Raw genomic sequence first — 20,869 nt, 5'->3', positions numbered from 1 at the left:
TAAAGATATTCCTTATTAATCTACACAAGAAAACAGGCAATATGCTTATGATAACATATTACCTGTTTTTGGTTATTTTTATTCTACTCTCCGAAATTTCCCTTTAATCTTCTCCGATAAGTCATCAAAATATGTGTAAACCACTGGGATCAATAGTAATGTAAAGAAACTCGAGACGATTAAGCCGAAAATAACGGTAATCGCCATTGGCTGTTGCATCTCTGCCCCTTCACCAAAACCGAGCGCTAACGAAACCATAGCAAGTACAGTCGTTAGTGTGGTCATTAAAATTGGTCGCATTCGTGTGGTACCCGCTTCTAAGATGGCTTGATAACGTTCGATTCCACGTCGACGTAATATATTAATGTAATCAACGAGTACGATCGCATTATTTACGACAATCCCCGCAAGCATAATGATTCCGACAAAACCAACAATACTCAATGGTGTATTCGTGACAAACAAACCAAGAATAACACCGATCACGGTAACTGGTAGGGTAAACATAATAATAAATGGTGTTAAGAAATTCTCAAATTGAACAGCCATTACTACGTATACCAAAAAGATTGATAAGAGAAGCACTAATGCTAAATCAGTGAATGCTTCTTCCATATCTTCTGCTTGCCCACCAATGTTGTATTGATAGTCTTCAGGGAAGTTAAACGTGCTTAACCGTTCTTCAATTGCGTTTACAACTGTTCCTAAATCTACACCAGACACTTCTGTTGATACCGTTGCAGTTGGTTGTTGATTCATTCGACTTAGACTAGCAGGAGCAAATGTCTGTTCAAAGTTCGCAACCTCAATTAACGGAATCACTGCTCCTGACTGTGATTGGATGCGCATATTTTCTAGATCACTGATGGTTTCTCTAGATGCTTCTGGATAGACAAGTCGGACATCCATTTCTTCGCCTGCTTCACGATAACGCATAATCGTCTGACCAGAGAGTCGCATACCAATCTGGCTCATTACTGCTGATTCATTTAAGCCATGACGTGCTGCAATTTCTCGATCTACACGAACTTGCATTTGTGGCTGTGTAGCTTCAAGCGAAGTGGATGGATTATAAACACCGTCAATCGTCGCAATTTCTGCAAGCACTTCCTCTGCCAGTTCATTAATTACCGCATGTTCTGGACCTTGAATTTCAATCGAGATAGCACTTCCCATCGACATGTCGTTTAACTGGCTTACGGTAATATCTGCACCCGCAATGTGTTGCAATTCTTCATTTAGTAATTGAGTGAAATCACTAGTCGTGCGTGTACGCTCATTAGCTGGAACGAGTTGGATAGTAAAATCTGCAACGTTCGAAGCTCCTCCTCCGAGTCCCATCATCATGCCTGGCATCCCACCATCACCAGAAAGCGTCACATAATTTGTTTCAATATCTACTTGATATTGTTCGATCACTTCATTTACTTGCATTGCAATTTCTTCTGTTTTGGGAGAAGACGTACCTGCCGGTGTTTCTACACTTACACTAATTTGGCCTTGATCACCTTCGGGCATAAATTCCATTCCGATCATTGGCATCAGGGCCAAACTTCCGACAAGTAAAGCAATCGTTACAAACACCGTTGTCTTACGTAATTGTAATACTTTTTTCAAAATCGAACGATAGCCATTTGTAAATCGATTTAACGCCCGATCAAACCAGTATCTTCGACCGTTATTTTCACTCAAATCACCAAGTAATTTAGAGGAAAGCATTGGTACTAGCGTAATCGAAACGACAAGGGCTGCAATTAGGGCATAAGCGACGGTTAATGCTAATGGGACAAATAGTTCTGCTGCAATCCCACCAACAAAGACCATTGGTAAAAACACGACCAAGGTTGTTGTCGTTGATGCGATTACTGCTGGCGCTAATTCAGATGCCCCTTGTTTTGCAGCATCAAACTTGGAGTAACCTTTTTGTCGATAAGAAACAATATTTTCAAGAATAACAATCGAACTATCGACCATCATTCCAATACCAAGTGCTAAACCACCCATCGTTAAAATATTTAACGTCTCTCCAGTAAAGTAAATTAAAGAGAAGGTTGTAATAACCGCAATTGGAATCGAAACACCGATAACAAGTGTAGCACGAACACTCTTTAAAAATAGTAGTAATACAAGTAGGGCAAATCCCCCACCGATTAAAATATTCTGCACAACGGAGTTGATTGCTAGCCGTGTGAATTCTGAGTTATCCGTAACAATACTAAATTCAACACCTTCTGGTAACATATCATTAATTTGATCCATCGAAGCAATGATATTATCCGATACATCGACATCATTTGCATCAGATTGTTTCATGATCGAAAGGACAACAGCTTCTTCGCCATTAATTAATGTAGTGTCCGGGGTTGTAAATGTATCATGAACAGTAGCTATATCTTCTATGTGAACGATCGCACCTGTACCCGTTTGAATGATCGTTTCTCTTATTTCATCAACGGATTGATAGGTTCCATCGACACGTACTTGAAGGTTTTGATCTCCTCGACTAATTGTACCTGCTGATGTTGCTTGATTCGATTGACCTAACGCTTGCATCAATTGTTCAGCAACAACACCATATTGATTCATTTTTGCTTCGTCTAGTTCAATTTCAATTATTCGACTTTGACCGCCTTGCACGGAAACATCCGCTACACCAGCTTGTCGTTCTAACATTGGTTGAACTTGATCTTCCGCAAGCCCTTGAAGACGATTTAGATTTTCTCCTCGCAAAGCAACCGACATGACTGGCATTTGATTTGGATTGATTCGAATCACATTCGGATTCCCTGCATCCTCTGGTAAAAATCCGGATACTTGATCGACACGTTCTCGAACTTCGAGTAGTGCATTGTCTAGGTTTGTTCCCATATTAAACATTAAAATAACAAGCGAAGAACCTGTACTTGACTGTGTTTGAATCGATTCAATCCCTTCAATTGTACCTAACACAGACTCTAGTGGTTCGCTTATTTGACGTTCGACATCTTGAGGCGCCGCTTCTTCATATGGAACTTGCACGATTGCGATCGGCAAGTCAATTTCAGGCATTAAGTTAAGGGATAGATTTTGTAATGAAATAAATCCTGTCGCGATAATTGCCAAAACAATCATAATTACCCCAACTGGACGTTTTACGGACGTTTCTACTAGCCTCACGATTCACCGTCCTCCCCTACAATTATTACTTGTGAACCATCACTTAACGTTAACTGCCCACTTGTAACAACAAGATCACCTTGTTCAATCTCCCCATCAACCGCTGTAATATCTGATTGAAGGTTTGAAATGGTAACTTCTGTTCGTGTTACGCGATTATCTTCTACAACAAAGACATAATGTTCACCATCATCTTCAATCAGTGCTGCTGTTGGAATAATCAATGTATCTGATATCGTTTCTTCTGTTAAGAAAATTGTCGCAACCATACCTGCTTTCCAATCGTTTGCATTTTCTGCCGTTAGGGTAACTTCATATAGTCCTGTCTCACCAGGTAATAATGATGTTTCTACAACTGTTGCAGTAGAGCGATCTTCATCACCACTAAAATGGATATCCACTTCTTGATCGACTTCAAATAGATTGACATTTGTCGCCGTCACATCAGCTGTAATCGTTAATTCATCTAAGTTAACAATCATACTTACCGGTTCTTCTGTTGAAAGGATGCTACCTTCTGATGCAGACAAATCACTTACTTGCCCATCAGCCGGTGCAGTGATTTCGACTTCCATACCAGTTTCAAAAGAAATGATTGTGATTAAAATATCGTCCTCTTCCACACGATCACCGTTTGCTACATGTACTTCTTCTACTTCCCCCATCGTTTGAACCATTACCGGTGTGATCTCTTCAGGCATTGCACGACCATAAAAGGTCTTTTCAATGGTTACATTTCCCTCTGTTACTTCTTCTATCTCTACTGAAACAACATGTTCTTCCTGCGTTTCATTTGTCTCTTCGGTATCTTCTGTGCAAGCTGCGATAAAAAATAGTGCTGCGATTAATATCCATCCTAATTTCTTCATTTTTTTCCCTCCCGAATAATCTGTCTATGCTTGTATCTACTTAAACACCCATTGAGATCTTCAGTTGATTTGTTGCTTTTTTTAGTGATTCTATTTGAGCAAGTTCTGCAAGCATTCCTCGGACAATTACCATGTTCGTTCGCTCTTTTCTCCATTCTTGCTCAATAACTTCAACCACTTCTCTTAGTTGCTCTTTTTGTTGCTCTTCTATATTTGTTTGTTCGATCTGTTTTTTCACAAGTAAGATTTGGTCTTGTACATTTATACTTGTGTTCGTCTCCTCTTTTACTCTCGGATAGGACAATTGACTCCACTTCACTTGTGGCTCGACATGGTTATGTAACATGTTTTGAATCATATCATCCAATCGATCGACAATAAATTCAGACAGTGCCGTTGTGTCAATTTGTATATTATGAAAGACAATTGCTTTCGTATATCCGTGTAAAAGCCCTTCTAACAATATGCTTCCATCAATGATATACGGTTCTATTTTAGCCCCGTAAAGTTGGAGTAAGCTAGCTTTCATCCATTCAAAACTTTTTTTATTCGAATCTTGAATTAATTGATCGATATCTTTTCCAACATGAACAAGCTCTCTCGGATACATCATGACATATTCTTTATGCTCACTAATGATATCAATGAGTACTTGTATTTGGGCTTGAAGTTTTTTTCGGTTTTCCATATCTTGTTGTTGAATTTTTTCTAATTTACCAAAAACCAGTTCACTATAATATTTAATTATTTCGATATTAAGCTCATCTTTAGAAGAGAAATATAAATAGAACGCACCTTTAGACACTTCGCTTTGCTCAACAATTTCCTGAATGGAAGTAGCGTGAAATCCTTTCCTCGAAAACAACTTCATACTTTCTTCAAGAATGCGCTTCTTTTTTTCGTTCACTTTGTTTCACCTCGCTTTTATTAATGATAGAAAGCTACTATTTATCTCTGGTACTTAACATCTAACACACAAAACTCATTGTATTATAGAATGACCGGTCAGTCAATTTATAGTGTACAGAAAAAATGTGTTACTTGCAATTATTATCATTGGGGGATGGAGGGAATCTAAATTCTTTTCGGACTACTTTGCCTCGCTTGGGGTCATTGTTGTCCGAATCAACCCCTTTTTCGGACTACTTTGCCTCGCTTGGAGTCATTGTTGTCCGAATCAACCACTTTTTCGGACTATTTTACCTCGCTTGGGATCATTGTTGTCCGAATTAACCACTTTTTCGGACTACTTTGCCTCGCTTGGGATCATTGTTGTCCGAATCAACCACTTTTTCGGACTACTTTGCCTCGCTTGGGGTCATTGTTGTCCGAATTAACTGCTTTTTCGGACTATTTTGCCTCGCTTGGAGTCATTGTTGTCCGAATTAACCACTTTTTCGGACTACTTTGCCTCGCTTGGGATCATTGTTGTCCGAATCAACCACTTTTTCGGACTACTTTGTCTCGCTTGGGATCATTGTTGTCCGAATTAACCACTTTTTCGGACTACTTTGCCTCGCTTGGGTTCATTGTTGTCCGAATCAACCACTTTTTCGGACTACTTTGCCTCGCTTGGAGTCATTGTTGTCCGAATCAACTACTTTTTCGGACTACTTTGCCTCGCTTGGGATCATTGTTGTCCGAATCAACCACTTTTTCGGACTACTTTGCCTCGCTTGGGGTCATTGTTGTCCGAATTAACTGCTTTTTCGGACTATTTTGCCTCGCTTGGAGTCATTGTTGTCCGAATCAACCCCTTTTTCAGACTACTTTGCCTCGCTTGGGATCATTGTTGTCCGAATTAACCCCTTTTTCAGACTACTTTGCCTCGCTTGGGATCATTGTTGTCCGAATTAACTGCTTTTTCGGACTACTTTGCCTCGCTTGGGGTCATTGTTGTCCGAATCAACAAAATTTTCATTTTTAAAAAAGCGACAAATCGAATTGTCGCTTTTCTTGTTATTATTCCGTTTCGTCTTCTTCCATGTTTTCTTCATCTTCTTGATCGAACTCTTCATCCGTATCCGTTTCATCCATATCACCGGGGTCTTCTTCCATGTTTTTTTCATCTTCAAACATGTCATCTGTACCTTCTTCTGGTTCATCAATGATATCTTCTTCAATTGGATCTTCCAACGGTTGTTCTGGTTCGTCCAAATCTTCAGCACAACCAAATAATATGGCTGTTGCAAATATAAGTATGCTACTTTTCACAAAGAAACTTTTCACCCTTCTTCCTCCTCTCATTAGATCATTCTCTGTTAGTTTTCCCAATCTGTTGAAAAAAATTTATGAAGAATCGGATTACTTTTCATTCCGTAATAAGATATACCGGACAAACACCGCCCGGTTCTTTTTTAAAAAATAAGAAGCTATTTTGTAAGAGGCTGATGGTGACAAGCGCGCTTGTCATGTCATGCTATAGCGTGACACTTTCCAATAAGTAAAACAACAGACGAACATGAATGGTCATCTGTCATCTGTTGTTTTACTTATTAGAAAGCAGCCATCAGACCTACTGTTATACGAGAAAATTCTTTGCATCTATTTAAAGATAAAACACCTCATAAATTCCTAAAAAAATAAAGAAATCTCCCACAGAGTAAACGAGGGAGATTTCTTTCAATTATTTAATTGCAAACATAATTTCCGCTTCACAAGCTAATTCTCCGTCAACGGTAGCAACTGCTTTTCCTTTTCCAACTGGTCCTTTTAAACGAGTAATTTCTACTTCTAATCGTAGTTGGTCACCAGGTTTCACTTGGCGTTTAAACCGGCATTTATCAATACCCGCGAGAAAACCAATCTTCCCAACATTTTCTTCTTTTTTCAGCATGACAACCGCACCTGTTTGAGCCAATGCCTCCACAATTAAGACGCCAGGCATCACAGGATAATCTGGAAAATGCCCTTGAAAAAATGGTTCATTAATCGTCACGTTCTTTTTTCCAACTACACGCTTACCTTCTTCGATTTCAATGATTTCATCAACCAATAAAAATGGGTAACGGTGTGGGATCGTCGCTTGAATTTCTTGAATATCTAACATTTCAGTTCAGCTCCTAATAAAAATAGTCAGATAGAGAAAGCAGATCAAAGAGATATTGTTGCGATCTCGCTTGGTCTGCTTCCCTTTGTTTTATTCTCTTCCGCTTATAATGTCTATGAGATGTTGCCAAAATTCAAATTCCAGCACTTCCATTGGTTCGCCACCACCAATGATACTATATCCAACGATAAGACCTAGAATTACGGCTAAAAATGACAGTAAAAAAACAACTAAAACACGTAACCAAATTGGGAAGATTCGGCGAATTGGTCTTTTCTTTTTCTTTTTTTCTTCTCGCTTTTGTCTACGCGTTTTTTTATCTTCTGTTTCTTTGCTTACGTCCTCTTTTGAAGCTTCGCGTCTTCTTTGTTTTATCTCTTCATCTTTTCGTTCCATAATTTGGTGACCCCTTTTACACTGACATTTGTTAGCATCAGCAGTTTAAACAGTATTAACGGATTTGATTAACCAATCCTCGCATTTGGTCATGCATGGTTATCGTACGAGCGTTGAATTGGTAAGAACGCTGTGCCTGCAGCATTTCCGTCATCTGCATGGACAAGTCAACATTGGATTGTTCCAGTGCTTGATTCTGAACCTGAATCTCACCGTTGGCTACTTCTCCTACAATATCAGCTGCAACATAGTCAACTTCCGTTAAGTCTGGTAAACGCAATAAATTATTACCGACTGACTCTAAAAATTGCGGACGGATTGCTTGAGCCATGGAGAGCTGTCCTTCCACATTTGCAACACCGTTTCTTGTAACAAGGATTTCTCCCGTTTCGCTGATTGTTATATCCTCCATGCCGTCAGCAAACACTAGTGGTCCACTTTCCCCTACGATTGGATATCCGTCTCTTGTCGTTACCATGACTTGACCATCTGCAATCGGGTGTAAGTACATCGCACCGTCACGAGTGTAGCGTGTTTCCGTTACACCATTTTCCGTTACCTCGACCTGTAACAAATGATTATCTGCAAGTAATGCGATATCCAAACCTCGACCAGTCTGCTGTAACGAACCAAGTGATAAATCAAGATTGGTATGCCCTAATTTAGCACCAGAACCCAATCGAATACCATGTGGCGTAACGCGTCCAGTAGCATTCGCTTCTACATCCGAAAAGTTATTGATGTTTTGCGTTAACAAGGAAGTGAAATTACTAGAACGATTTTTATACCCGTTTGTATTTACGTTTGCTATGTTGTGACCAATTTGATCTAATTTATGTTGCAGTTGCCCCATTGTCACAGCTGCTTGTATATTCATTCGGCTCATTATATATTCCTCCACTACTTTTCAAAAAAACTTTTTGATCAAGTTCTTAAGACAAAAGTAACATTCTACTTTTATCACTTATGTTAATCTAGCAATTCGATTTACCGCATGATCCATACTTTGATCATATGCTTGAAGCACTCTTTGGTTGGTTTCATATAAACGATAAGCTTGCATCATTTCTGTCATCGTTTGAACAGTATCAACATTTGAATTTTCTAAATGTCTTTGTTGGACAGCAAACGATAGATTATCCATCGCTCGTGCATCAACCATTTCACCATCTTCGCCTGTTAACGCAAAAAGATCTTGACCATCTTTAATTAAGTCATTCGTGTTTGCTGTATAGCTTACAGCAAGTGGAATTTGTTGATCGCCCACTTGAATAACTCCGTCGTCGGTCATTGTAAATGCTTGTCCATCTGTGAAGATAGGCTCTCCTGCTTGATTACGTACATAATAGCCTTGGTTTGTCGTTAAAAAGCCTTGTCCATCTACAGTAAAGTTCCCATTTCGTGTATATCTTTCTTCTCCGTCAGCATTTTGCACAACAAAAAAGAGTCCACCATCTGCGTCTGGAAGCATACCATTAACGAGCGCCATATCTGTTGTCATACCCGTTTCGCGTAAACCACCTTGGGCAAAATCAGGAATGGTTTCTTGCACATATGCACCGGTATTGATAGAACCGATGTTTTGTCCATTACGCAAACGGAAATTACGAGTAGTAGGTAGTGTTGTACCATCCATTCGTTGAAGCAACAGCTCAGGGAAAGCTCGAATCGTTGCCTGATCTTGTTTATATCCAGGTGTTTGGGCATTTGCTATATTGTTTGATAAAGTATCTTGTCTACGCTGTTGAGCCATCATCCCGCTTGCAGCAGTATAGTATCCTCTTAACACGTCAGATCTTCCTCTCTTCTACTGTTCACCTTTACTGATCGTTGAATAATAAATTTAAAAAACGTTCAAAATAAAAAGTTAACCCTATTTTAGCACATAAAACGTCTGATATCCGCATTTTTCTACGAAAATCAGACGCTTTACTGAAAAAAAGGGCTTTTTACTCATCCCGACATAAGTATTTTTGTCATAACATGGTTATTTCCGTTAGACGATTTTACGTCTTTCTATTTTATCTATATTTTCAAGCATAATTCCTGTGCCTTTTGCGACACAATGCATTGGTTCCTCTGCTAAGAAAACAGGTACTTTCAATTCTTCAGAAAGCAATTGGTCCATGCCATGTAATAACGCTCCACCACCTGTTAAAATCACGCCGCGATCAATAATATCGGCTGATAGTTCAGGGGGAGTTTTTTCTAAAACATTCTTTGCAGCTTGTGTGATAACTGCAACGGACTCACGTAAAGCTTCTTCAATCTCTCCAGAACTAATCGTGATGGTTCTTGGTAATCCACTTACCATGTCACGACCTCGAATATCGATCGATTCATTACGAGAACCTGGAAAAACAGTCGCAACATGCACTTTAATATCTTCTGCAGTACGTTCGCCAATCAATAGTTTATAACGACGCTTCACATAATTTAAAATCTCCGCGTCAAACTTGTCACCGGCCATTTTAATTGATTGTGCCGTAACGATGTCACCCATAGAAAGGACTGCAACATCTGTCGTTCCACCACCGATATCGACAACCATATTACCACTTGGTTGAAAAATATCCATACCCGCTCCGATTGCTGCTACTTTTGGTTCTTCTTCTAGATAGACTTTTTTTCCGCCTGATTTCTCAGCAGCTTCTTTGATTGCTTTTTGCTCTACTTTTGTAATGTTCGTTGGGCAACAAATTAACATACGCGGCTTTGATAAGAGACCTTTTACATTAATTTTATTGATAAAATATTTTAACATTGCTTCTGTCACATCAAAATCAGCGATAACGCCATCTTTTAAGGGACGAATTGCTTCAATATTACCTGGTGTACGTCCAACCATTCTTCGAGCTTCTTCTCCAACTTCCAACACGCGACCAGTCGTGCGATCCATCGCAACAACAGATGGCTCATTTAGGACGACACCTTTTCCTTTTACATGAATTAATACATTAGCCGTTCCAAGGTCTATTCCAATATCTCTAGAAAACATGTTTACGATCCTCCCTACTAAATAACTTCCGTAATAAGCACAACACTTCTAATAATATATGATACCACAAAGAGACAAGATTCGTTAGTTTATTTTGTAATTCTTTATGCTTATAGTGGGAAATTGTGATCAATATATTTAGGATCAATATATGGCTTTGTTTTTATACAGGGAAGTTGTTATCTTTTTTAAAAAAACGATTCTTCATCATAGGATAATTGCGGAATTTATTCCATGTATGATTAGGAGGATCAATCAGGTTAATCATTGTTCTACAGCCTCTATCGCAGAATTGGTTTGTTGATACTTTAGCTTTGTCGCTTCACCTCCTCGTAAATGCCTGATCGCCTTATGGTGATCTAAAACTAATTTTACTTCATTTGCTAAATCAGGATTCAATTCTGGTAAGCGTTCTGTTAAATCTTTATGGACGGTGCTCTTCGATACACCAAACTCTTTTGCAATTACACGTACAGTCTTTTTCGTATCGACAATATATTCGCCAATCCGAATCGTTCTTTCTTTAATATAATCATGCACATCACTAGCCTCCTCTTGTTGTCTGTCCAAGGTGTTAGTGGAATAAGGTGATGTATTGATATTTTGATAAAGCTATCTTTAGACAATGGACGTTTTTTACATGCTTATGATCCCTTAGACCTTCTTGTTTGGTTTGTATCAGTTTATTAGTGAGAACGTTTGAATATGATTAATTGTCCTTATTTAAGGCTGATAATCAGAAAAAGTTGAAGCATGCATTATTCGAACGATTACACTGGTTAGAAGAGAAAAAGGCTGTCCACTCGTCACATAGACAAGTAAACAACCTTTTTAAAAAATATTATGTTCGGAGATCTCTAAGAAGCATCATCGTCATCTGGGGCTGACGTGCCAAACATGTCTCCATGACCTGGATCGGATAAGCCAAACATGTCTCCGTGGCCTGGATCGGATAAACCAAACATATCCCCATGTTCTGGGTCAGACAAACCAAACATGTCTCCATGGCCTGGGTCAGATAAGCCAAACATGTCTCCATGACCTGGGTCGGATAAACCAAACATATCCCCATGTTCTGGGTCAGACAAACCAAACATGTCTCCATGTTCTGGGTCGGATAAACCAAACATGTCTCCATGTTCTGGGTCGGATAAACCAAACATGTCTCCATGGCCTGGATCGCGTTGCTGTAGGACAATTGTTTTATCAGTGGAAGAAGTTGCTTCTAGATGACTAGGAATTGCAGAAATCAAAAGAAAAACAAGGACTAGTGCCAGTAAACCTTTTTTCATTCTTTTCACCTCCTCCTTACACTATTAAAAAAAACTAAAGTTACAGCTTTTGTAATGCTTGTAAAGGCAGGCGAGCAAAAAAATGATCGCTACGCTGTTCAATAAATTCATTATAAGACTGAAATAGCAAACGGCGATCTTGATGAGCTCGTCCTAAGTAATAATTAATAAAAGGAGTAACTTCAGTAATTTCACTCAGTAAACGTTGTGCTTTCGGGAAATTCCCTTTTGCGATCTCCAGATGCGCTTCTTCACTAATAACATTCGTTGAAATACCATCTGGTCGATTGAAATGAGCATAAATAAAAGGGATATTGTGATTTTCGATAATCGAAATTAAACGAGTTAATTTCTTCTCTTCTGCTATTTGTTTTGCTTGTTCTAGATGATAATAGCTATTTTCAAAATCATCAAAGATATAGGTTAAGCTTAGGTTTATATTCAAGTTTGCTTTAAGCGTATTATTTGTTGTTTCGTTAATGATACGAAATCCGTATTTACGTGCCAAGATCATTTCATTTCGTTTCCAATAATAGATGAACAATGCAGCATCCAATCTAGCTTTTAATAACGATACAAGCAATGGGTTATCTATTCTTTGCAATAATAATTGAATACTATCTAATGCATACGCCAATCTTTCATACTCAAATAGATCAAAATGAATAGAAAGCATTAAATATTCTATTATACATCGTAATCCTGGGTCATACGTTTTTATTTCCATAACTTGTTCTAATATTTTATGATGGGGAATCGTGCGTTTTTGTTTTGCCAATGTTAATTCATACAAATGTGCCCAAGCATTATTCTCTTTATTTGTATGCTGTTTATTTCTTTCAATTAATTGTGATAAAGCATCGTAACAACCATTCATATACAAATATTCTAATCCAACCCGCATATCATCTTGATCCGTTGTTTGCAAACAAAATTCACACATTTTATTAATAAGCGTTTCTTCATCGTAAAGTTTACCTAGTGAATTAACATATTGATGTAATTTTAATTGTTTTCCATAACCTTCTTCACCTTTTCGAAAAGAATTAACTTTCATCGGCTCCCCCCTTTGCATTAAGATAGGTACAGCTTTATTATTACACATTTCCATTAAATTGCAAACACCTAAAAACAATTATCGTTCGACAAATTTCTTCATTTTTAGTGCTCTTTTGAATTAAAACTAGGAAAACTGCAATAAATTTTCCTAGTTAATCTTACAATTTTCTGTTGTTTTTTCAACCTCTGTCGATTTTTTTGGTAATTTTCTCATTGTCAGACTGGATTTTACTTGAAGGGTTTACATGTTGTGGGTGTTAGCTTCCGTTACTCTTAAAGTAAACAACTGGATATTCTTGTTGTTTGGAAGTGGGAGGCTTACAGACGGTTGCTCCGGGATAAATAGTTTAAGAAAGTAGGATTTTCTTTTATTGATAAAATAAACTGGGAAAACACCCGATCCTTTTAAATACAATGAAGAAAGCAAGACTATATGAATAATGAGATGTTTGACAGTGAACACTTACTAGGAACGACTATTATTCCCTACCGTTTATATAGAATTGAATTTAGTAAAGTACTCCCCACTGATTGTCAACCCTGAAGGATGACTGTAAAACCTTGATCCTTTGAAAATTTTATTCTCTCCTATGTAGTAAAAGACCTAGGATCTGTATTAGATCCTAGGTCTTTTGTTTAAGTGTTTGTTGTTGCTCTTGTGGATTGAAGTTCTTCGGTTTCGTTTTGCGCACTTGCTTCATTCTCATCCGAATCATTATTATGATCTTCATCTTCATCTTCAGCATCTGGCAATCGCACTTCTGTAATTGGTTGATCAAAGTATACTTCTGGATTTACAGGCGTTCCTTCTTTACGAATTTCAAAATGAACATGCGTTCCACTTGCTTGACCATAAACATTTTGTCCTGCAGTAGCCAATACCTCTCCTTGAGCTACTTCTTGACCTTCTTCTACTTGAACATCCGTTAAGCTCGCATAGTACGTCGAAACCCCATGATCATGTTCCATTTGAATAACAAATCCTAACAGCGGGTCTTCTCTCAGTTCTACGACACGACCACTTAATGCCGCAACAACGGACATCGGATCTTCAGAAGATGCTGCAATGTCTATACCTTGACTTTGATAGTATTTATTGTTGTATAGAACGAGTGCTTTTTCTTGATCTTCTGAATCTTTCTCAAAATCATAGAATTTCGTAACAATTTGGGATTGGCTTCCTTCTGCTACAGGGAGTCTGACTGTCTCTGCTTGACTGACAACTGGATCTGAGTCTTGATTGAAATCAAATGGATATTCACCTCGAACTGCATCATTGCCTAGATCATCTGACTGTTCCGTTTGTGTTTCAGGAATTCGATTATCTAAATTTTGATACCACAGAACTCCTGTTAGCAGTATAGCCGCTACAGTTAAGTACACTGCTGGGAAAAAACCTTTCTTCTCAATAATTCGTTTCCACTTATTTTTTGAAACGTTATTGTGTTCCTCTTTCATTTTCATCACCTCAGCAACCATTCTGATCTGAAAGAGGAAATTATATACATCACACCCGTATTTTTTTATTTTTCGTTCGTTTTAGTTCTGAACAAGTAGTTTTGGCGTTGCATCAGCGATGGTATCTATTTCAACACCTTGATAATAATGATAAACAATTTCTCGATAATCATTACCTTCTTGTGCCATACCGTTTGCTCCATATTGACTCATTCCAACACCATGGCCATAACCTTTAGTAGTGAAAATAAGGTGATTATCTTTTTGTTCTAATGTAAAATCTGTCGACCGTAACTCTAGAGCTTCTCGTATTTGTCGACCTGTAAAGGTTTTTCCAGCTAATTCAATGGTTTTAATTCGATTAGACTCTGTTCTCGTTGTTGATATGTTGTTATTGGCATGATTCCAATTAATATCTAATGCTTCTTCCACTTGATCAATCGGGATAATTTTTTGATCAAGAAATCGTGGAGACGCTTGATCCCAAGGACTAGAAACGCTTTTAAGATATGGTAATTCATTTTCCCAATAGTCTTCTGAATTTTCTGTGTAGCCATTACTTGTGGAAAAAAAGGCAGGCGTAATTGGTTGATTCTGATAAGTTAAAATTTCACCTCTTGTTTCTAAAACTGCTTGTGTCACTTTTTTTATTTTTTGATGATATTCATTGCCCCAAAGTTGTTGCAATTCTTCGTTATTTCGATACACCTGATGCTGAACGGTATCTTTTATCGTTGCTTCTTCACCCTTTGTTTCTGCAACAGACAAATACTGTACTACATACGTTCGTGCCGCTAAGGCTTGGGCTTTTAGTGCTTCTAATTCAAAGTCAGCAGGCATCTCTGCAGCAACCACACCGACTACATATTGCTCTATTGGAACTGATTCTACTCGGTCTAATTCAGTTCGTAACACTTGAACAGCAAGATCATCTTCATTGGTCAAATAATCTTGTTCATAGATGGGGAAAGCCTCTTTTGGATTGGGTTGATCTGTTTGTTGAAATGTGTTTGGAAGAACTACTAGTGCCGGTATTACCAGTATCGTAAAAAGGAGTACCGAAATTACCGTTATGCTCGACATCTTCCAATGATTTCGATTGGTATTGTATTTTTTTGTTGGATGCATCATATAAGCTCCTTTCTATTCAAAAAGGGAACCTTCACTGATTGTAATGGTATTGCATCGATATCGATGTATACACCATAAACTAGTGAAATTCACTCTACTAAATCATCTTATGATTGTCGTTTATTTAATAGAACAGAAAAGAAGTCATAATCCATGAGATGTTTCAACGTTTTTTACAGTTATCATATGTAGCATATTGTAATATACTCCGAATACGCTCCATAATCAGAAAAAGGGGCTATACTTTCATTCACTGATTCCCACCAAAGTGCTATGAAAAGGAATAGTAGGTAAGTATCGTTGCGGTACAAGTCTTGCGTAGGCTAAAGAATATGTACGTATACACGCTATTTGTTTCACAAAATTTTTTACATCACAAAAAGCCACAGAGTACTTTCTGCAGCTTTTTGTATATCAAAGAAATTCATTATAATCTAGCGATAATTTCCTGTGATTTTTTCGTTTGAATTATAAGGAAGAGATTTTTTCCATTTGTTCTGCAACCATCATTTCTTCTTGCGTACCTTTCGTACGTTCAATATCTGCACCTAAGCTAGCAAGTTTTCCAGTAATGTCAACATATCCACGATCAATATGTTTTAGCTCGCATACTCTCGTATAACCTTCTGCAGTTAATCCTGCCAAAATTAAAGCAGCACCAGCACGAAGGTCGGTCGCAGCCACTTCAGCACCTTCTAATGCTACAGGGCCTTCAACGATAACACTACGTCCTTCGATTTTCACTTTTGCGTTCATACGACGAAATTCTTCCACATGCATAAAACGATTTTCAAAAACAGTTTCTGTAATCACACTAGTGCCGTTTGCATGGAGCATCAATGCCATCATTTGTGATTGCATATCTGTTGGAAAACCAGGGTGCGGTAATGTTTTAAGATCTGTTGGCAGCAATTCTTTAGGTCCAATAACTCTTAATCCATTTTTTTCTTCAAAAAATTGAACACCCATTTCCTCCATTTTTGAAATTAGCGAACGTAAATGTTCGGATTTAGCTCCTTCAACGAGCACATTACCGCCTGTAATTGCGGCTGCAATCATATATGTGCCGGCTTCAATACGATCAGGAATAATAGAATGACTAACACCGTGTAATGATTCCACACCAATAATTTTAATAATTTCTGTACCGGCACCAATTACATTTGCGCCCATTTTATTTAAGAAATTCGCTAAATCAACTATTTCAGGTTCCTTTGCTGCATTTTCTATCACGGTTTCTCCATGAGCTAAAGCCGCTGCCATCATAATATTCTCGGTTGCCCCAACACTTGGCATATCTAAATAAACCTTTGCTCCTTGTAAAGGTTGGTCTGCAAATACTTCTACAAAACCATTGCCAACATGAACTTCCGCACCCATCGCTTCAAAACCTTTTAAATGCAGATCGATTGGTCGTGAACCAATGGCACATCCTCCTGGCATTGCTACTTTTGCATGGCCATAACGCGCCAGCATTGGCCCCAAAACAAGTACAGACGCTCGCATTTTGCTAACATATTCAAATGGTGCTTCCGTAGTTAATGGTTTTTCTGCGTCAACAATCAATGTATTATGATGTAAGTGAATCGTCGCATTCATATGACTCAAAACATCTTTCATGGTCACAACATCCGCTAAAGCTGGGACATTATGAATTTTACTTTTCCCTTTACTTGCCATTACACTTGCGGCGATAACAGGCAATACAGCATTTTTAGCACCTTCAACCTTAACGGTACCGTTTAATTGCCTGCCCCCCCGAACGATGATTTTTTCCAAGGTTCATTCTCCTCTAAAATCCATTTTCTATATTATTAATATTCAGTCGTTAGGATAGGTGTTCCTAATGTAAAGGTTGTTTTTCCGCCTAATCCTTCCCGACTAGCTAATTGTATGTTCATCGAGCTGTCTCCAACTGGAATTGCAGTGCTCCATTGATCTGTATAACCTGAGATAACCGTAAAGCCTTGTTCTTCTAATCTATTGATCTGCTCTATCGATAGATTCTCTATTATTCTGTCAAAAAAATGCACACTGTCTATATTACCACCTGCAACGAGTCGAATACAAGCATAATTATGACTAGCTTTTGTGAAAATATTACCTATTGATTCATTTAATTGTGATGCTAATTCATGCTCATCAAAGTAGACTTGATTCTTGGAGTCGATCTGGTAACTAACATCAATACTGCTAGTTCCATCTCCTTGAATGATGGAAGCCGTTTCAACGACGTTATAATCTTGTTGTCGCTTCCAACGCTTAATGACGGCATTCCCCTTCCCTTTGCTATGTTCGGCTTCAACAAACCCAACAGACTTTAAGTTAGCTTCTATTTCTTCTAGGGCCTTTTCCTCAAAAGTTTCTTTGATTAAAATATGCCAACTCTTTAATTCTAGTTGATCATCCTCAGCAAAATCAATTAATTCTCGTAAAATAACAGCTTGTGTTTCCACTGAAGAACTGTCAGAGAGAGGGAGAAATAAATAGATAATAACGACTAGTAGACTAATAATTTTCACGTTTCCTTTCACTCCTTCTAAATACTTTTGCTAAAAGTATCGTCAGGAAAGGAAATCGACATACGCAGAACTTCTCAACAAATACCGACAATGCTTAGTTTAAAATAAATATAATGCTTGTTGCGTCCAGTTAATTAAATCTAGAAAAAAATTACTAACCGTAGAACCGATCACAATAGTTAATAAAATAATAACAATTTTCGCCTCAAACGTTCTTGTTTTCTTAAAGATATGATCATATCGCACTGCTTGCAATACTTGCCAAGTAATAATTATAAAAATTATATGCGAGAAAATACTTACCAGTGCCTGTCTACCTAACTCTTGCATCATTTTCCATTCCTCCAACTTAATCAACAACAATACCAATACTTCGATATTTCCCAGGAAATATCGACAGTAAACATATTATTATTTTATTATCTAGTAAAAATATCCTGTATGTTTATTTTTGATACATTCACTAGTTTACTTGAGGCTTACTAGTTTCTCAAGAAAAAGTCTCGACAAGAATAATGGTCTTCATACTTGTTGAATAAAATCGAGCTAGCATTTTTACTCCTACTTTAACAACTGATTTTTCTCGATGTTTTTTAGTGGGAGTCTTACGGACGGTTGCTCCGGGATAAAATAACAAAAGAAAGATACATTCACCAATTACGGTGTGTGCATCTTTCTCGAAATTACATTTCCAAGCAACTGTTCACGGGGGCTCCTACTTCTAAGATTCTCAAGGTGTTCCAGAAAGGAATTGTTGATAATTTGTCTCTTGGTCACCACTGTTAATGGTAATGTTAACAATATAGGATTGCTGTGGATCAATTTTTTCCACCGGGATTTCTCCTTCTAGGATGCCAACGTCTAGCGCCTCTCTTTCCACAATCGTTTGAACATGAGCAAATGTAGTTGGATCATACAAGTCGATGATAAGTTCATCGACTGGATCTGGTAGATAGATGTTATACAAATACATGTTGGCCGTCAATGATTTCAGCTCCAGTTCAAAGCCCATGACCTTATCATAATCAGCCGTTTTATTAACAAACAAGTATGGTAGTTGATAACTCTCTTGATCTGAACGTAATTCCAAATATCCTTGATGAATTCCTTCATCTAGCCAATCACTCGTAATTTCCAACGCTACTTCTCGGGTCGTTTGCTCTCCTGGTTCTAGCGTAAATGAAAGTGGTAAATGCCAACGTATTCCTTTCGTTTGTTTTGGTATAGAAAAAGAAAAATGTTGCGCTTGTTCAGAAGTGTTTTCAAATTCTATCTCTACTTGTTGTTGTACTTTTCGCTCTTCTATTCTGCCAAAGGATAAGAGTGGATTTTTGATAATAAAAGAAGTATCAATCGCATCTAAGATTCGAATTTCCCCCATCCCCTGTTCGATTGGTGTATGATTTTCAATAGGTAAGGCTTGTGTTAATAAAGCACCTTTTAATTGTTCTGGTGTCCAGGTAGGTTGTGCTTCTTTTAACAAAGCTAGCGCACCGGCAACATACGGAGCAGACATGCTCGTTCCTTGTAATGATTGATAACCTTCGGGTACGGTGCTTATAATATCTACTCCTGGCGCTACAATCTCCGGTTTTATTTCCCAATTGACAGTTACAGGCCCTCTTGAACTAAATGTGGCAATTTGATTGTCCATTGTTCTCCATTCACTATTTACCCAATAGGTTCCTCTGTTTAGTTGTTCTAACAACCAAGTTCCATCCGCTTGAGCGATCGTCGCTACTGGTAATGAAGTTTCCTCTTCTAACCCTGCTTGAAATTCCTCTGCAGAATTGTTGTAAATGAGTACAGCCCTAGCTCCAGCTGCTTCTGCTTGTTTTACTTTATCCGTAAATGAAATCTCTCCACGTTGAAAGAGAACAATTTTCCCTCGAGCATTAGTGATCGGTTGATCGCCAAGTCCACCATATACAAGGGGATAGTTCTGTTTTAGATCCCATTCTTTTGCACCGACTGCTGGGGTTAAAGGAATTTCTTTGTTGTGCGTTAGGTCTTCAAGTATTGGAAGTGTAAATAAACTGGTAGAAGCACCAACAGCAATAGCTTTAGTCGCTGTTGCTGGTGACCCGACTGTCCAATTTTCTGGACCAGCATTGCCATTTGCGATCACTACTACTACACCTTTTTCCACGGCATGATTGACGGCAATACTTGTCGGCCAATCTGGACCATTAATTGCATTTCCTAATGACATATTAATAATATCCATGCCATCTTTCACGGCTTTTTCAAGCGCAGCTATAACTTGAATGGTTGTACCTGATCCTCCCGGTCCGAGAGCACGATACCCATACAATTCTGCTTCTGGAGCAATTCCGGTTATTTCTCCATTCGCAGCTATGATACCTGCGACATGCGTACCATGAATGGTTGGTAACCCCTGATATGATTGGGTTTCCATTGGATCATCATCCAAATCCACTAAATCATAGCCACCTCGAAAATTCGTTTCTAAATCAGGATGTCGATAGTCAATTCCGGTATCAATGACACCGATTTTTATCCCTTTTCCTGTGTAATCAGCAAGTTGATCGTCTCGTGTTGGAAGTGTAGCTGGGTTCAGTTCTTCTCGATTAAGTTCTGAATGATTCGTTGAAAATTCTGCGGGCAGTTGGTATGTTTGGATTGGGTACGTTTTTTTCACAAAATCCTGTTGAACAAGGCGTTTGAGCTGGCTTTGTCTTCCTTTTATCGCAATTCCGTTAAATAATGTATCAAACACTTCGAGCACTTCTAAGGTTGGGTAGTATGTTTCAATCCATTGTTTATTTTTTTCTGGAGAATCATCCAATTCGATAATGATTGTTTTCATTTGAAGTGCTGCCGAAGAGGGAGGGATAGCGATAAAAATTGATGATGAAATTAGCAATATTATTATTAGCAGTTGTATACATTTCATTTAACAGCACTCCTTTTTTCCG

The 20,869-nt window shown here is 38.2% G+C and carries 18 protein-coding genes; all 18 read right to left on the bottom strand.

The window, feature by feature from the left end; genetic code table 11:
- Positions 1 to 78: 78 nt before the first annotated feature.
- The 18 genes from OWO01_RS10655 to OWO01_RS10570 all read right to left on the bottom strand — a co-directional run bounded on the left by OWO01_RS10655 (position 79) and on the right by OWO01_RS10570 (position 20,847).
- Complete coding sequence (locus OWO01_RS10655; protein WP_268780443.1) at positions 79 to 3,156, bottom strand: efflux RND transporter permease subunit; 3,078 nt, start codon at positions 3,154 to 3,156, stop codon at positions 79 to 81.
- Positions 3,153 to 4,025, bottom strand: coding sequence for an efflux RND transporter periplasmic adaptor subunit (locus tag OWO01_RS10650; RefSeq protein WP_268780442.1), 873 nt, complete (start codon positions 4,023 to 4,025; stop codon positions 3,153 to 3,155). The genes OWO01_RS10655 and OWO01_RS10650 overlap by 4 nt, the downstream gene beginning before the upstream one ends.
- Positions 4,026 to 4,065: 40 nt before the next feature.
- Entirely contained in the window at positions 4,066 to 4,932 is an 867-nt protein-coding gene (locus tag OWO01_RS10645) for a TetR/AcrR family transcriptional regulator (RefSeq protein ID WP_268780441.1), read from the bottom strand.
- Positions 4,933 to 5,987: 1,055 nt separating this feature from the next.
- The gene (locus tag OWO01_RS10640) at positions 5,988 to 6,254 is read right to left on the bottom strand and encodes a hypothetical protein (RefSeq protein WP_268780440.1); all 267 of its coding nucleotides are present in this window, start codon (positions 6,252 to 6,254) and stop codon (positions 5,988 to 5,990) included.
- A 397-nt stretch (positions 6,255 to 6,651) separates the two neighbouring features.
- On the bottom strand, positions 6,652 to 7,074 hold the full coding sequence (gene fabZ, locus OWO01_RS10635) for a 3-hydroxyacyl-ACP dehydratase FabZ (RefSeq protein ID WP_268780439.1): 423 nt from the start codon (positions 7,072 to 7,074) through the stop codon (positions 6,652 to 6,654).
- A gap of 90 nt (positions 7,075 to 7,164) precedes the next feature.
- On the bottom strand, positions 7,165 to 7,470 hold the full coding sequence (locus tag OWO01_RS10630) for a DNA-directed RNA polymerase subunit beta (RefSeq protein ID WP_268780438.1): 306 nt from the start codon (positions 7,468 to 7,470) through the stop codon (positions 7,165 to 7,167).
- Positions 7,471 to 7,525: 55 nt separating this feature from the next.
- The gene (locus OWO01_RS10625; RefSeq protein ID WP_268780437.1) at positions 7,526 to 8,356 is read right to left on the bottom strand and encodes a flagellar hook-basal body protein; all 831 of its coding nucleotides are present in this window, start codon (positions 8,354 to 8,356) and stop codon (positions 7,526 to 7,528) included.
- A 78-nt stretch (positions 8,357 to 8,434) separates the two neighbouring features.
- The gene (locus tag OWO01_RS10620; RefSeq protein ID WP_268780436.1) at positions 8,435 to 9,259 is read right to left on the bottom strand and encodes a flagellar hook-basal body protein; all 825 of its coding nucleotides are present in this window, start codon (positions 9,257 to 9,259) and stop codon (positions 8,435 to 8,437) included.
- Between the two features lie 207 nt (positions 9,260 to 9,466).
- Complete coding sequence (gene mreB / locus OWO01_RS10615) at positions 9,467 to 10,468, bottom strand: rod shape-determining protein (RefSeq protein WP_268780435.1); 1,002 nt, start codon at positions 10,466 to 10,468, stop codon at positions 9,467 to 9,469.
- Between the two features lie 264 nt (positions 10,469 to 10,732).
- The gene (gene spoIIID / locus OWO01_RS10610) at positions 10,733 to 11,008 is read right to left on the bottom strand and encodes a sporulation transcriptional regulator SpoIIID (protein WP_268780434.1); all 276 of its coding nucleotides are present in this window, start codon (positions 11,006 to 11,008) and stop codon (positions 10,733 to 10,735) included.
- Between the two features lie 317 nt (positions 11,009 to 11,325).
- Positions 11,326 to 11,760: a hypothetical protein gene (locus OWO01_RS10605; protein WP_268780433.1), complete on the bottom strand. Its 435-nt coding sequence runs from the start codon at positions 11,758 to 11,760 to the stop codon at positions 11,326 to 11,328.
- Positions 11,761 to 11,800: 40 nt separating this feature from the next.
- On the bottom strand, positions 11,801 to 12,817 hold the full coding sequence (locus OWO01_RS10600; RefSeq protein WP_268780432.1) for an AimR family lysis-lysogeny pheromone receptor: 1,017 nt from the start codon (positions 12,815 to 12,817) through the stop codon (positions 11,801 to 11,803).
- A gap of 638 nt (positions 12,818 to 13,455) precedes the next feature.
- Entirely contained in the window at positions 13,456 to 14,283 is an 828-nt protein-coding gene (locus tag OWO01_RS10595; protein ID WP_268780431.1) for a stage II sporulation protein SpoIIQ, read from the bottom strand.
- A gap of 75 nt (positions 14,284 to 14,358) precedes the next feature.
- Entirely contained in the window at positions 14,359 to 15,405 is a 1,047-nt protein-coding gene (gene spoIID, locus OWO01_RS10590) for a stage II sporulation protein D (RefSeq protein WP_268780430.1), read from the bottom strand.
- A 471-nt stretch (positions 15,406 to 15,876) separates the two neighbouring features.
- The gene (murA, locus tag OWO01_RS10585) at positions 15,877 to 17,187 is read right to left on the bottom strand and encodes a UDP-N-acetylglucosamine 1-carboxyvinyltransferase (protein ID WP_268780429.1); all 1,311 of its coding nucleotides are present in this window, start codon (positions 17,185 to 17,187) and stop codon (positions 15,877 to 15,879) included.
- Between the two features lie 35 nt (positions 17,188 to 17,222).
- Positions 17,223 to 17,930, bottom strand: a complete 708-nt coding sequence (locus OWO01_RS10580; protein WP_268780428.1) for a YwmB family TATA-box binding protein — start codon at positions 17,928 to 17,930, stop codon at positions 17,223 to 17,225.
- Positions 17,931 to 18,029: 99 nt separating this feature from the next.
- Positions 18,030 to 18,263: a DUF1146 family protein gene (locus tag OWO01_RS10575; RefSeq protein WP_268780427.1), complete on the bottom strand. Its 234-nt coding sequence runs from the start codon at positions 18,261 to 18,263 to the stop codon at positions 18,030 to 18,032.
- Positions 18,264 to 18,660: 397 nt separating this feature from the next.
- On the bottom strand, positions 18,661 to 20,847 hold the full coding sequence (locus tag OWO01_RS10570; RefSeq protein ID WP_272506097.1) for a S8 family serine peptidase: 2,187 nt from the start codon (positions 20,845 to 20,847) through the stop codon (positions 18,661 to 18,663).
- Positions 20,848 to 20,869: the final 22 nt, after the last annotated feature.

The sequence above is a fragment of the Natronobacillus azotifigens genome (assembly GCF_026805325.1).
Lineage (GTDB): Bacteria > Bacillota > Bacilli > Bacillales > Amphibacillaceae > Natronobacillus > Natronobacillus azotifigens.
Note: the sequence above shows the minus strand (reverse complement) of the source record. Positions and strands in the feature narration are given on the sequence as shown.

Bases quoted from the DNA above. Each gene is read 5' to 3' on its own strand.
- OWO01_RS10605 (WP_268780433.1), bottom strand. From the start codon at position 11,760: ATGAAAAAAGGTTTACTGGCACTAGTCCTTGTTTTTCTTTTGATTTCT.
- spoIID (WP_268780430.1), bottom strand. From the start codon at position 15,405: ATGCATCCAACAAAAAAATACAATACCAATCGAAATCATTGGAAGATG.
- OWO01_RS10595 (WP_268780431.1), bottom strand. From the start codon at position 14,283: ATGAAAATGAAAGAGGAACACAATAACGTTTCAAAAAATAAGTGGAAA.
- OWO01_RS10630 (WP_268780438.1), bottom strand. From the start codon at position 7,470: ATGGAACGAAAAGATGAAGAGATAAAACAAAGAAGACGCGAAGCTTCA.
- mreB (WP_268780435.1), bottom strand. From the start codon at position 10,468: ATGTTTTCTAGAGATATTGGAATAGACCTTGGAACGGCTAATGTATTA.
- OWO01_RS10625 (WP_268780437.1), bottom strand. From the start codon at position 8,356: ATGAGCCGAATGAATATACAAGCAGCTGTGACAATGGGGCAACTGCAA.
- OWO01_RS10650 (WP_268780442.1), bottom strand. From the start codon at position 4,025: ATGAAGAAATTAGGATGGATATTAATCGCAGCACTATTTTTTATCGCA.
- OWO01_RS10570 (WP_272506097.1), bottom strand. From the start codon at position 20,847: ATGAAATGTATACAACTGCTAATAATAATATTGCTAATTTCATCATCA.
- OWO01_RS10600 (WP_268780432.1), bottom strand. From the start codon at position 12,817: ATGAAAGTTAATTCTTTTCGAAAAGGTGAAGAAGGTTATGGAAAACAA.
- OWO01_RS10575 (WP_268780427.1), bottom strand. From the start codon at position 18,263: ATGATGCAAGAGTTAGGTAGACAGGCACTGGTAAGTATTTTCTCGCAT.
- fabZ (WP_268780439.1), bottom strand. From the start codon at position 7,074: ATGTTAGATATTCAAGAAATTCAAGCGACGATCCCACACCGTTACCCA.